At 67.9% G+C, this 12,844-nt stretch carries 8 protein-coding genes and 4 pseudogenes; 8 read left to right on the top strand and 4 right to left on the bottom strand.

The features are described from left to right. Positions 1-658 precede the first annotated feature (658 nt). Positions 659-1,096, top strand: coding sequence for a peptidoglycan-binding domain-containing protein (locus IPZ69_RS15485; protein ID WP_235454694.1), 438 nt, complete (start codon positions 659-661; stop codon positions 1,094-1,096). Beyond that, positions 1,093-2,649: a S1 family peptidase gene (locus tag IPZ69_RS15480; RefSeq protein ID WP_235454693.1), complete on the top strand. Its 1,557-nt coding sequence runs from the start codon at positions 1,093-1,095 to the stop codon at positions 2,647-2,649. The genes IPZ69_RS15485 and IPZ69_RS15480 overlap by 4 nt, the downstream gene beginning before the upstream one ends. Here the strand turns inward: IPZ69_RS15480 and IPZ69_RS15475 are convergent. Continuing rightward, the gene (locus tag IPZ69_RS15475; protein ID WP_235454692.1) at positions 2,619-3,674 is read right to left on the bottom strand and encodes a helix-turn-helix domain-containing protein; all 1,056 of its coding nucleotides are present in this window, start codon (positions 3,672-3,674) and stop codon (positions 2,619-2,621) included. The two genes, IPZ69_RS15480 and IPZ69_RS15475, sit on opposite strands and share 31 nt — an antisense overlap. Positions 3,675-4,215: 541 nt before the next feature. Here IPZ69_RS15475 and IPZ69_RS15470 point away from each other — a divergent pair. Further along, positions 4,216-5,838, top strand: coding sequence for an MDR family MFS transporter (locus IPZ69_RS15470; RefSeq protein ID WP_235454691.1), 1,623 nt, complete (start codon positions 4,216-4,218; stop codon positions 5,836-5,838). Positions 5,839-6,017: 179 nt separating this feature from the next. Here IPZ69_RS15470 and IPZ69_RS15465 read toward each other — a convergent pair. Then, positions 6,018-6,301 (bottom strand): annotated as a pseudogene (locus IPZ69_RS15465) (transposase); the annotation flags it as partial. A gap of 33 nt (positions 6,302-6,334) precedes the next feature. Here IPZ69_RS15465 and IPZ69_RS15460 point away from each other — a divergent pair. The 4 genes and pseudogenes from IPZ69_RS15460 to IPZ69_RS15445 all read left to right on the top strand — a co-directional run. Then, positions 6,335-6,456: pseudogene (locus IPZ69_RS15460) on the top strand (IS21-like element helper ATPase IstB); the annotation flags it as partial. Positions 6,457-7,120: 664 nt separating this feature from the next. Further along, positions 7,121-8,443 carry an aldehyde dehydrogenase family protein gene (locus IPZ69_RS15455; RefSeq protein ID WP_235454690.1) on the top strand — a complete coding sequence of 441 codons (1,323 nt, stop codon included), beginning with the start codon at positions 7,121-7,123 and terminating at the stop codon, positions 8,441-8,443. A gap of 106 nt (positions 8,444-8,549) precedes the next feature. After that, positions 8,550-8,698, top strand: a pseudogene (locus IPZ69_RS15450) (transposase); the annotation flags it as partial. A 560-nt stretch (positions 8,699-9,258) separates the two neighbouring features. After that, a complete protein-coding gene (locus IPZ69_RS15445) occupies positions 9,259-10,356 on the top strand; it encodes an NAD(P)-dependent alcohol dehydrogenase (RefSeq protein WP_235454689.1) in 1,098 nt (365 codons plus the stop codon). Between the two features lie 582 nt (positions 10,357-10,938). On the opposite strand, the gene IPZ69_RS15440 is transcribed toward IPZ69_RS15445, so the two are convergent. After that, positions 10,939-11,790, bottom strand: a complete 852-nt coding sequence (locus tag IPZ69_RS15440) for a LysR family transcriptional regulator (RefSeq protein ID WP_235454688.1) — start codon at positions 11,788-11,790, stop codon at positions 10,939-10,941. An 80-nt stretch (positions 11,791-11,870) separates the two neighbouring features. Here IPZ69_RS15440 and IPZ69_RS15435 point away from each other — a divergent pair, with 80 nt between their 5' ends. Beyond that, positions 11,871-12,365, top strand: coding sequence for a cupin domain-containing protein (locus IPZ69_RS15435; RefSeq protein WP_235454687.1), 495 nt, complete (start codon positions 11,871-11,873; stop codon positions 12,363-12,365). A 276-nt stretch (positions 12,366-12,641) separates the two neighbouring features. On the opposite strand, the pseudogene IPZ69_RS15430 reads toward IPZ69_RS15435, so the two are convergent. Then, positions 12,642-12,788 (bottom strand): annotated as a pseudogene (locus tag IPZ69_RS15430) (helix-turn-helix domain-containing protein); the annotation flags it as partial. Between the last annotated feature and the right edge of the window lie 56 nt (positions 12,789-12,844).

Here is a 12,844-nt window from a genome sequence, read left to right as displayed (position 1 = left end):
GGGAACCAGCCCGCGAAGTGCTCGTCGCACCACAGCCCGTCCAACCGGTCTCCCACCCATATCGCCGTCGTGTCGCCGGGTTGCTCGGCCGCGTGATCTGCGCGGTCAGGGACGGGAATCGCTCACCGGAACAGGGACGGAGCGACCTCTCCGGAGCCGAGAGTGGTCGGTGTAGGCGTCTTCGCGCTGCCGCGCGGTCATGTCTACGGAAGCGTTGTGATCGACGCCGAGACCCAGCAGGTCCTGGACTTGCTGCCTCGGTGTAACGCGGCGACCCTGTCTCGGTGGCTTCAGGTTCATCCCCGGAACCGAGGTCTGCCGCGACCGTTCCGGCGCCTGTGCCGATGTGGCCGCCACCGCAGCGCACCAGGCCCTCCAGGTCGACAAGTTCCTCTGGCAGAACCTCACCACCGCGGTCGAGAAGACCGTCGCCGCCCCCCCGCTCCCGCCTGCGCCGGCTGCCGCAGCCAGCCCGCAACCCGAACCCGAACCCGAACATGCGGGCACAGTCGAATCGTCATGACCCAAGACGCCGGAATAGCCACTCACACCCTGTCACCTGGGTCTTTCGGCACTGCCCGAAGGTGGTCGCTCGGCGCCTCGACCCCCTGTCATCGTCGCTGTGCATTCCGCGCAGGCGAGGCAAGGGAGGGAGCCCATGAGACGACTACTCGCGATGGCAACGATCACCGCGGTCGCGCTGGGACTGGGGGCGACAGTCGCCGAACCGGCGTCTGCGGCCACGCCCACATGCAACGGAGTCGGGGACGCCTGGACTGGTGACGCGGGACCCATCAAGATCCCGTCGTACAACTCCGGGGGCACACAGAACCTCGACTGCAACATGGTTGAGGGCGTTGTGAGCTCCGCGGTGAAGAGCCTCCAGACTGAGCTGAACCACTGTTTCACCGACAAGATCGGCGCCCAGCTCAAGGTCGACGGGATCTTCGGCACCAACACCTACAACGCGCTCAAGAAGGCCCAGTACGCGGCCGGCACCACGGCGGACGGCGTCTACGGACCGCACACCCGGCACGCCTTCGCCACCACCCGCGGCTGGTGGTCCGGGACCACGTGTCTGTGGGTGGACGCATGAGGGCGCGCATCCTGGCCCTCGCCGCGGCCATACTGACCGTGATCCTGTGTGCCACGTGGGCGCAGGCTGCGCCCGGCACAGTGGCGGACGAAACGCGGGGGACACGGCACACGCGACTCGATCCGGACGCGGTGCGCGAATCCGTGGCGTACCTGAAGGAGACCTACCACGTCTCCGACGCCGAGGCGCTGCGCCGGCTGCAACTGCAGGCCGACGCACAGATCCTGGACAAGAAGCTCAAGAAGGAGCGGCCGGGGGCGTACGCCGGAATGTGGCTGGACCAGGACCACGGCGGCGTTTTGAGGGTCCTCACCACCAGCGACTCCGCTGTCGCGCCCTACATCCGGGTCCTGGCGGACAGGTCCCATGTGCGCACGAGGACCGTCGCTCACTCCCGGGCCGAGCTCGACGGGATCGTGTCCCGCCTCGAGCGGACGGTCGGCGGCGGTCCCGACTCGCTCTTCATCCCGGCGGTGTCGCCGATGGAGGACAAGGTCGTACTGTGGCGGCGCGACTGGGTGGCCGACGCCAAGCGGTCAGGTACATGGAACAAGCTGTCCAACCTGCGGGGGCGTCCCGCGGCGACCGCCGTGACGCGGACCGACACCGTCGCGCACGAACTGGCCCACGGTCGTGCCGCGTTGGCGAAGGAGCCGCGCGGGCTGGTGGAGGAGCGCCGGCTTGACCAGCCCCAGCAGGCCTTCACCCCCCACGTGGACTGGGGCTACTGCCACCCGCTGTACTGCTCCACCAAGTACGGACCCATGCGCGGCGGACTCCGCCTGAACATCAAGCGTGACAACGGCAGCTGGGGCGGCTGCACCTCCGGCTTCAACATCCGCTCCAAGGGCGGCACCACCTACAACAATTGGGCCTGGGTGTTGACCGCCGGTCACTGCGTGGTCGGGAAGACCAACAACACGTACATCAACCACAACGGTTACTCGATCCTGCAGCAGCACGCGCCGAACGCTGCCCTTGAGGTCAACTCGTATCCGTACGACTTCGTCATGCTGCCGTACATCAGCGGCAGTTACTCGCAGACCTGGCTGGACAACTTCTCCGGGAAAAACCGGGTGATGAAGTACTGCCGCAACGGCGGTCAGGACAGCGATTCGGACACGCCGTGCGGCACCCAGGCGACCACGGCCGACCAGTGGATCACCGGCTACCACAACTTCAGTGAGATCAACCCCGGCTGGGTCGCGTGTGCCACCGGCACCGGGTCGGACTCCTCGAACTACCCCGAGTCCTACGACAGCGGCGCCGGCGACGGCTACCTGGTCGGAACGCGCTGCGGCAAGGTCATCTCGCCGAAGGACGGCGTCGGCATCTGGACCGACATCTGCGCCCGCAAGGGTGACAGCGGTGGCCCGCTGTTCAGCCAGGTCGACAAGACCGCATACGGAATCCTGGAGGGCAGCTACCAGTCCCGGACGGGCCCGTGCTACTCGGGCGAGATCAACAACTACGTTCCGATCAGCACGATCTACCGCTACACGGACAACGTCGCGGGCGCGACCTACCGCGTGATCACGTCGTCCACCGGCTGACCACCACGCCCCACCGGCCGGACCGCCCCGCGATCCGGCCGGCGGGGGTTCTCCGACAGCAGCGCCGCCCCGAGCGGCGTGAGCGCGTGCAGCACGGTGTTGCGGTGCCGGAGCGAGCCGATCAGCCCCGCCTCCCGCAGCACGCAAGCGTGCTCACTGGCCGTCGGGGCCGAGATCCCCAACCGTCGGGCCAGCTCGCCCGTGGTGCAGCCGTCCTCCACCGCCCGCAGCGCCGCCGCCCTGGTCCGCCCCAGCAGCGCCTCAAGACCGTCCCGACGGGCGGCGCCGTCCTGCTGTCCGGCCCCCGCCCACCAGCCGGGACCGCGGCCGATCGGATACACCAGCACCGGTGGCAGCGAGGGATCGATGAGGGTGACCGGGGTGCGCCAGCAGAACACCGACGGGATCAGCAGCAGCCCGCGCCCGTCCAGGAAGATGTCACGGGTCACCGGGTAGTCGGCCTCCAGAACCGGTGACTTCCAGCGCAGCGTGGGACCGAATCCGGCCAGCAGCCCCTCTGGGCCGCCCTTCAGCAGCGAGCGCGCCCGCAGCGCCCGATCGGCCTCCACATGGGCCCGGATCCGCGGCCACACCGGGGCGATCAGACTCTGGTGACAGGCGCGCAGGGCGGCGCCGAGCGCGCTCAGCGCCTCGCCGTCGCCGGTGGCGATCTCACCCGCCCACGAGGGCAGTCGGCCGAGTACCCGCATGTCGGTGCGCAGCGTCCGCCGCGGTGTGGACAGCACCATGTCGAGGCCACTGTCGAGGTCGCTTTCAGCCATGCCTGGGGTGAGGAAGTCGGGGAAGTCGCCCCTGGGCGGGGCGAGGGAGCGCAGCAGTCGGGGCTGCCAGGCGGGCAGCCGGCGCAGGCTGCTCAGAGCCTGTTGCCGCCATGGGTCGAAGACAGCCCGGCCCTGATGGCCGCCCAGTAGAGTCGCGCCGAGGACGAGTTCCCAAAGGACGTCGGGGCCGGGTGCGACGCTCGCCCGCACCAGATCGTCCCTCGTGAAATGCAGCCTGAGCATGGCGGCCCCCGATTCCCCCGAAACGGCCGCCCCCCGGACGACGCCCCCGAAGAGTACGGTCTTCGACGACACCAGACATGCCCCTGCCCTCGGCCCAAGACAGATGGCCCGCCAGGCACCCCCGCACCGGCCTTCGGATCGTCCATCGAGCCTGCCGCCGGGCCGAGTGTTGTCGTGTCACCGCCAAGCATGCGTCGCTCGGACCATGACAGGCCGGGGGGCATGCGTTGAGTCGAGCCGGTCCTTCCTGCATTGCCGTCGCCCGCCGGGACAACAACTCCCGCCCGCTGCCACGTACTAGCTCGTCAGGTGCTCCTGACAGAGCGTGAATGGCGGGACCGGAGTGGACACGAGTGGACTTGAGTGAACGGTAGTCGTTCGTCCTTGTTCTGGAAATTGGACGGTGTTCCGTCGGAATCTCGGTCAGTCCGAACGACGCACCGTAATGGCGGTCGATCGTAGGGCCGGGCGAGCACGCCCGGCACGAAAGAAGCGCGGATTTGTGCTTCAGGTGGATCTTAGACGTTAGAGAAGGAAGACCATGGCAACGATTACATCGGCCGGTGTGCGGGCCCACGCGAAGCCGAAGGGAGCGCCCGAGCACGGAGGCGACCACGGGCGCGCGCCCATGACGCACCGGCAGATCATGAAGGCGCTCTCGGGCCTGCTGCTGGGCCTGTTCGCCGCGCTCCTCTCCTCGACGATCGTGACCAACGCGCTGCCGACGATCATCAAGGACCTCGGCGGCGGCCAGTCCGCCTACACCTGGGTCGTCACGGCCGCGCTGCTCTCCCTGACCGCCTCCGTCCCGATCTGGGGCAAGCTCGCCGACCTGGTCAGCAAGAAGGCACTGGTCCAGATATCCCTGGTCATCTACATCATCGGCTCGGTCATCGCGGGTCTGGCGCGGAGCCCGGCCATGCTGATCAGCGCCCGTGTCGTGCAGGGCCTGGGTGCGGGCGGTCTGACCGCCCTGGTCCAGGTGATCATGGCCGCGATGATCTCCCCGCGTGAGCGGGGCCGCTACTCCGGCTACAACGGCGCCACCTTCGCCGTCGCCACCGCCGGTGGCCCGCTCCTCGGCGGCGTCATCACCGACACCGACTGGCTCGGCTGGCGCTACTGCCTCTTCGTCGGCATCCCCTTCGCGCTGATCGCACTGGTCGTCCTGCAGAAGACACTCCACCTGCCCGTCGCCAAGCGGAAGGTCAAGGTCGACTGGATCGGCGCGTTCCTCATCACCGCGGCCGCCTCGCTGCTGCTGATCTGGGTGACCTTCGCCGACGACAAGTACCAGTGGCTGTCCTGGCAGACCTGCACCATGGTCGGCGGCACCGTCCTGCTCGCCCTGCTGTTCGTGTTCGCCGAGACCCGCGCCGCCGAACCGGTCATCCCGCTGCGCCTGTTCCGTAACCGCACCATCACCCTGGCCTCGCTGGCTTCGCTGTTCGTCGGCGTCGGCATGTACTGCGGCACGGTCTTCTTCTCGCAGTACTTCCAGCTCGCCCGTGACGAGTCGCCGACCATGTCCGGCGTCCTGACGATCCCGATGATCGCCGGTATGTTCGTCTCCTCCACGGTCTCGGGCCGGTTCATCACCTCCACCGGCCGCTGGAAGGGCTGGCTCGTCTCCGGCGGCGTCTTCCTCACCGCGGGCCTCGGCCTGCTCGGCCTGATGCGCTACGACACCCCTTACTGGCAGCTCGCCCTCTACATGGCCCTGCTCGGAGTCGGCGTGGGCATGATGATGCAGAACCTCGTCCTGTCCACCCAGAACCAGGTCAGCCCGGCCGACCTCGGCGCCGCCTCCTCCGTGATCAGCTTCTTCCGCTCCCTCGGCGGTGCGGTCGGCGTCGGCGTCCTCGGCTCCCTGATGTCCACCCGCATCACCCACTACGCCGCCGACACCATCGGCGACCTGCCCCCCGACGCGCAGGCCGCAGCCGCCCATGCCTCCGGCAGCGGCTCACTGCCCGACATGAACCTGCTCCCCGCTCCGGTCCGCACCTGGCTCGAAAGCGCCTACGGCCACGGCATCGCCGACGTCTTCCTCTACGCCGCCCCCTCCGCACTCCTCGCCTTCCTGCTCTGCCTCTTCATCGAGGAAGCCCCGCTGCGGACGTCCGTCGGGCTGGCCCAACCCGCCGAGAAACAGGCCGCGTGACCCGCGCTGCCCGGTCATGTTGTAGACGGGGGCGCGCCCGACTCCTCGCACGCTGAGGGGCAGGTGCCGGTGCGCTTCAGGGCCGGGGCAGGTCGGGCCGGTCGCCGGACTGTCCCGGTCGAGGGAGGCACGACAGGGCTGTCCGGCAGCCTGGTGCGGGCGAAGGGGCCCGGTCGCGGGACGAGTCGGCGGACTACCTCACCCCGCTTCGCGGCCTCGGCTGTCAGGCCCTCCAGCAGGGCCTCGAAGAGGCCGGCGTCCCCCCACTGCCTGAAGCGGTTTGGATGGTGGGCCAGACACCGAACTCGGTCGGCATCTCCCGCCACCGTGCACCCGTCCTGAACCGCCAGATCACGTCCTCGAACTGCTGCCGCAGCCGCACGGGATGCGGGCCATACGCCCCGATCGGCGGATACGGCTCGATGAACTCCCATTCTCCGTCAGTCAGTTGCTCGCGCGTCATGGAAGACTGAGGGAACAAGTGCCAGCCCCAGACGGCTGGACGAAGACGTTCATGGATCCGCGGCTCTGCGCGCCATGGTCGACTGGCTGACGTTCAACGGCACCATCATCGAGACCGGCGCTGACTCCTTCCGCCTGGCCGTCACGGTTCGATGAAGGGACGGCGCCCATAAGCCTTGTTCACGGGCTTCAACAGAGACTCAAGGAATCCGGGCAAGGTCACCAGAGACCGGTTTCGAGCCTAGCCTCATTCGGACTGTTGACAGGCCACGGCGGCACAGTCACCGCGACTACCCGCAGCTCCTCTCCCTGGACTCAAGATCCAGTGTCGAGGTGTCCGCGATCAAGGTGGAAGGCCCGGTGTCCAGGTGCTGATCGTGGTCGATGAGCACTGCGTGGACCAGGGGACCGGCGGGTCGGATGACGTTGAACTCCGCTGGTCCGAGCCTTGCTTGGTGGACGGTGACGGGTAGCTGCATTGGTCTTCGAGACACGGCGCGGCTGAAATCGGCGTCGGGCGCGAGTGGACAGGGGTGGACGGTCTTCGTTCCAGTTGGCTCTGGAAAGTGGACAGCGCCCTGTCAGAGTCTTGGTCACATCGAACGACGCACTGTAATGGCGGTCGATCGAAGGGTTACGCGAGCATGGCCGGCGCGGACGAAGAGGCACAAACGCTTCGGATGAGTGCTCAATGAACACCGTTCTCCGGGTGAGTACTGCCCTGCCGCGGTGAACACCGAGCGAACCCGTGCAACCCACCCACGTTCACCTGTCGTGCGTGGCCGCTTTGGTCGCGCCGTACTATCAGCGAGGTCTCCCCGTGAATCACTTCTGCTCCGAGTCACCGGCCGACATCGTGGCGCGGCTGCGTGCCGCCTTCCGTACCGGCCGTACCAAGCCCCTTGAGTGGCGCACGGCGCAGTTGCGCGGGCTGCGGGAGATGCTCATCGAGGGCGGCGCTGATCTGGCCGCGGCTCTTCACGCCGACCTGGGCAAGCCTTCCGGCGAGGCGTACCGCACGGAGATCGATTTCACGATCCGGGAGATCGACCACACGCTCGACCACCTTCAGACGTGGCTGGCTCCCGAGGCGGTAGAGGTCCCGCCGCTGCTGGGGCAGGATGCATCGGCCTGGACTCAGTACGACCCGCTGGGGGTCGTACTGATCATCGCCCCGTGGAACTATCCGGCCGGGCTGCTGCTCGCTCCGATGGTCGGCGCGCTGGCTTCCGGGAACGCGGTTGTGGCCAAACCGAGCGAGCTGGCCCCGGCCACTTCCGCAGCGCTGGCCAGGCTGCTGCCGGCATACCTTGACACCGAAGCGGTGGCCGTCATCGAGGGCGGAATCCCCGAGACTACGGCACTCCTGGCCGAGCACTTCGACCACATCTTCTACACCGGCAACGGCATGGTCGGCCGAATCGTCATGCGGGCCGCCGCCGCACACCTCACCTCCGTCACCCTGGAACTGGGCGGTAAGTCCCCGGTCTTCGTCGACCGCGGCACCGATCTCGACGTGGTCGCAGAACGGCTGGCCCGCGGCAAGTTCCTCAACGCCGGGCAGACCTGCGTCGCTCCGGACTACGTGCTGACCGATCCGCAGACCGCCGCCGCCCTCGAACCCGCCCTCACGCGCGCCATCGAGGGTCTCTTCGGCACCGATCCCGCGACGTCCGAGGAGTACGGACGGATCGTCAACGAGCGGCACTTCGACCGTCTTACCGGTCTGCTCGGCTCCGGCCGTGTGGTTGTGGGAGGAGGTAGTGACCGGACGAGCAAGTTCATCGCCCCGACCGTCCTGGCCGACGTCGACCCCACGTCCCCGGTCATGCAGGAGGAGATCTTCGGCCCCATTCTGCCGATAGTCACCGTGACCGGCCTCGACGAGGCGATCGACTTCGTCAACGACCGCGACAAGCCCCTCGCCCTGTACGTGTTCACCGAGTCCGACGACACTCGGCACCGCATCGCCGCCGAGACGTCCTCCGGCGGCCTCGGCTACGGCCTGCCCATCGCTCACCTCATGGTCTTGGGCCTGCCTTTCGGCGGCGTCGGGGAGAGCGGCATGGGCAGCTACCACGGCCGCCACTCCATCGAGACCTTCAGCCACCGCAAGGCCATACTCGCAAAACCGCTGGCCTGAGAGGGCGTTAAGTCCGCACTTCCCTGGTTCGTGATCGCTCGATCATGGCACTGACCGCCGCACGCGAAGACCGTATCCAAGCGATCTATCGGATGAGCATTGGGCATTGATCGAGCCGGTGATCACATCCTGGAAGCAGGACAGGTGGCACGGTCGGCGACCGGGGATTACGGGCCCTGCGATCTGAGGGAGATCGTGAACGCGATCTTCCACCAGAACCGGACGGGCTGTCAGCGGCGCTGCCTGCCCCACGACGGCTGACCACGGAGCCCGGTGGGTGATAGCTCAACTATCACCCACCGGGCGGCGATCGGGTCTGTGCCTTGGGAGCGTGTTCATACCGTGTCCGGTGACGTTGCGGTAGGGGGGCAGCGCTTTTGGTGGGGAGGACGGAGAAGGGCTATTTGGTGCGCAGCCCCTCAAGACGCATCATGCGCAGCGGCGGCGGCAGGCGCTGACGTCGCCAGGCTGCTGCTCGATCTCCTGCGCCCTGCGAGCGACGGCCCGCTGGGTCTTCAGCCAGATACCCACGTTGAATTTCTGAGGTGCGGATCGCTAATGACCGCCCTGACCACAGGCCCAGTGGACGGCAGTGCAGACACCGCTGTACGCGTGACCATGCGCCCGAGCCGGAGGTTCGCGGACTGACGGTCTGCCTGTTCACACGATTCTCCGGGCCCGCGCGCAGCCCCCGAGGCGCTCGCGCGCGGGACACACCGGAGGCGGCGAGAAGAAGGAACATGCGTGTCGTCGAGGCGGGCCGTGCACTGCCACGTTTCCCGCACCGCGCATGACATCAGATGAAGGAGACTCGAATGAAGATTCAGGCCGCGGTGCTGCGCGGGGCGAGTGACCCCTACGCGATCGAGCCGGTCGAGCTGGCGCCTCCCGGCCCCGGCCAGGTGCTCGTACGGATCGTGGGAGCGGGGTTCTGCCACACCGACATGCTGCCGAGGACGCCCGGGTTCATGGCCCAGCCGCCCATCATCACCGGACATGAAGGCGCCGGGATAGTGGAGGAGGTAGGCCCCGGTGTCACCGGAATCGCCCCTGGCGCTCACGTCGTGCTCTCCTTCGACTCCTGCGGAGCGTGCCAGAACTGCCTCGGTGGACACCCGGCGTACTGCGAGAACTTCTACCGCCTCAACCTCACCGGCTCCGGCCTCGACGGTGTCGGCCCGGCCACCGACCACCACGGGCAACCCGTGGCGGCCCGCTGGTTCGGGCAGTCGTCGTTCGCGACCTATGCGCTGGCCACCGCACGCAACATCGTCGAGGTGGACAAAGACCTGCCGCTGGAGCTGCTCGGCCCGCTGGGCTGCGGGATCCAAACGGGCGCCGGTTCAGTCCTCCTCGCCCTGCGGGCCGGGGCAGGCTCCAGCGTCGTCGTCTTCGGGGCAGGCGGGGTGGGCCTGTCCGCCATCATGGCTGCCCGGGTCGCCAGGGCCACCACGATCGTGGCAGTGGACCTGCACGAGAGCCGGCTGTCCCTGGCCCGTGAACTCGGCGCCACCGCCACGGTGCACGGTGGCGACGACAACATCGTGGCGCAGCTGCGCAAACTCACCGGGGGAGGAACCCAGTACGCCCTGGACACCACCGGGATCCCCAGCGTCATCAACACGGCCATCGAAGCCCTGAGACCCACGGGTACCGTCGGTTTGGTCGGCGTCCAATCACGGCCTCTGACGCTTCCCCCCTCCGCCCTGGCACAGGGCAAGAACGTGAGGGGAATTCTGGAGGGTGACGCCGTGCCCCAGCTCTTCATACCGCAGTTGCTGGAGCTGTGGCAGCAGGGGCGCTTCCCCTTCGACCGGCTCGTGCGGACCTATCCACTCAGCGCGATCAACGACGCCGAGCGGGACTCGGTGGCAGGCACGACCATCAAGCCCGTGTTGCTGCCGGGCAGTTGAGCTCGGCGGCGAGAGGAACACACCCTGAAGTACATCCGCGACTGGCCACTCCCCGGTGGTCAGCGCGGCGCGAGCAGAGGCTACCGCCCCGATGAACAGGTCAGTGGGACACCGAAACCCGGGCGAAGGCCATGGAACGGTTCGCCCACGCACTGAATCCCGCGCCGAGCAGACCGCGATGCTGGTGACCGACGAGAACGGCATGCCCAGCTCGGCCCGACGGGGCTGTCGAGCCACACCAGTTGCCCGTCCGGGGTCACCGTGATGCCGTATCGGTCCGCTCCGGGCTGCCCAGGCGCCGTGTAGGCCGCGTCCAGTGATCGCTCGTGACAGGTGAGAACCCCCGTCGGCTTGCGCCGGCGGGGTGTCGCTGAGGGGGAGGGCAGTTGCGGCACAGGCGGCTCGGTGAGCTGGGTTGGTGTAGGTCGTGTGAGAACAGCTATTGCGGCGTCAGTTGTGGCTTGACCTCGGGTTGTTGCAGGCTGGCTGAGGACCGTGTGGGTGTCGCGGATGGCGTCTGGGTCTGATCGTGGACGGTATGACGATTGTGCTGGCCGTGCCGACGGGCCGCGGGTGAGGTGTTCAGTCGCGGTAGGCGGCGATCGCGGTCTGGAGGAACGAGCGGATCAGGGGATTGGTGTCGCCCTCCTTCCATGCCACCACCACCCGGCTCGGCAGTATGTCGATCAGTGGCACCACAGCGAGCCCCTCTGCCGGTTCGTGGTCCAGGGGAGTCAGTCCGACCGTGCCGTTCCAGAGAACGGCCTGCCGGCATTCCTGGACGGCACGTACCACCGGACCCTCGCGAGGCTCTCCGCCATTCCAGTACGACTGCCAGAGGGGGTCGGTGCCCTCCGGGAAGCGGAACCAGCGGCGGTTGGCCAGGTCGGCCAGCTTCAGGCTGTCGCGCCGGGCCAGCGGGTCGTCGGCGCGCAGCAGCGCGCCCACCGGGTCGGCACGCAGCTCGTGCACGGTCAGGCCGGTCTCGTCGAACGGCCCGCGGGTCAGGGCGACGTCGACCAGTTCGGCGTGCAGCCCGCAGGTGGGATCGGTCAGGTCGGTCTCGCGGACGCGGACCTCAACGCGCGGGTGCTGTCGATGGTAGGCGCGGGCCAGCCGGGTTGCGCCCGGGTCGGTGCTGTTCCCCAGGATGCCGACGGTGATGGTCGCGGTGCCGGCCGCCGCGGCCACGCGTGCGCGTACCCGGTCGGCTTGATCGAGCAGGGCGCGCGCCTCATCGAGCAGCACCGCCCCCACCGCAGTGAGCCTGACACCGGAGGAGGAGCGGTCAAACAGCGCGGCGTCGACCTCGGTCTCCAACTGCTTGATCGCCCGGCTCAGCGGAGGCTGGCTCATGTGCAGCCGGGCGGCGGCCCGGCCGAAGTGGAGCTCCTCGGCGACGGCCACGAAATAGCGCAGCATGCGTAGCTCCATGGTGCGACGATACCCGTACGGTATCGAGGTCACGGAATGGGTCTTGGACAGTCGCAGCGCCCTGGCCGTGGAATCGACGCATGACTGACGAACCAAAGGCCCATGAGCCGATGGCCGACCCCGCCGTATCGGTGGTCGGTCCGGGCGACGGGGAGACGATCCTCCTGGGAACCACGTGCATGCGCGTCCTCGAAGACGGCAGCAACACGGGGCACCGCCTGGGGATCGCCGAGTCCGTCCTCGCGCCGCACACGCCCGGACCGCCGCAGCATCGTCATGCCCAGCACGACGAGGGTTTCTACATCATCTCCGGCACGGTGCGGTTCACCGTCGGAGACAACGACTACGACGCGACCGCGGGCACGCTCGTGATGGTCCCGCCCGGAGCCCCGCACACCTTCGCCAATGTGACCGACCAGCCGGCCGTCATGCTCAGCACTTTCACGCCGGACCTGTACGTGCAGTACTTCCGGGACCTACAGGACATGATGGCCGACGGCCAGGCGCCGACCCCACAGGCGAGCATCCAAACGATGAGCCGTTACGCCACTGAGCCCGCCACCGACTTCGCCTGATCGCCGGGAGGGCAACGCTGCCTGGTGCCGCATCAGGCAACGTTCGCCCCGCCGACTACGGCTCGTAGCCGTTGATCGTCGGCGTGACGGTTTCGCCAGATGACGTAGCGGCGGAGCAACGGCAAGCTCGTGTTGTTCCAGCAATCCGACAACCGACGGCACCCGAGACCTCCACGGGAGCGACGAAGCGACGATCCATCACTCCGCACAACGACGCCACCCCTACCCCTGACCAGCGGAAACGCAACCGTCAGACTCGGAAAGACAACAGCCGCTCAGACAGGCCAGGCGAATCTCGTTGAACCGGTGGATCACATCCCGCACAGTGTCCTCATCGGCCTGCACCAACTGCGCGACCACAGACACCCGGTTGCCGCCCGCCGAAGCCAGCAGCATCATCGCGCGCCAGTAGCGCACCGAACTCCGAGCTGGTCAGAGCCTGATCCAGGCTCCTTTCCTGGCGTTCATTCCTGTACTGA

The sequence above is a fragment of the Streptomyces olivochromogenes genome, assembly GCF_021538895.1.
GTDB classification, from domain to species: domain Bacteria; phylum Actinomycetota; class Actinomycetes; order Streptomycetales; family Streptomycetaceae; genus Streptomyces; species Streptomyces olivochromogenes_A.
Note: the sequence above shows the minus strand (reverse complement) of the source record. Positions and strands in the feature narration are given on the sequence as shown.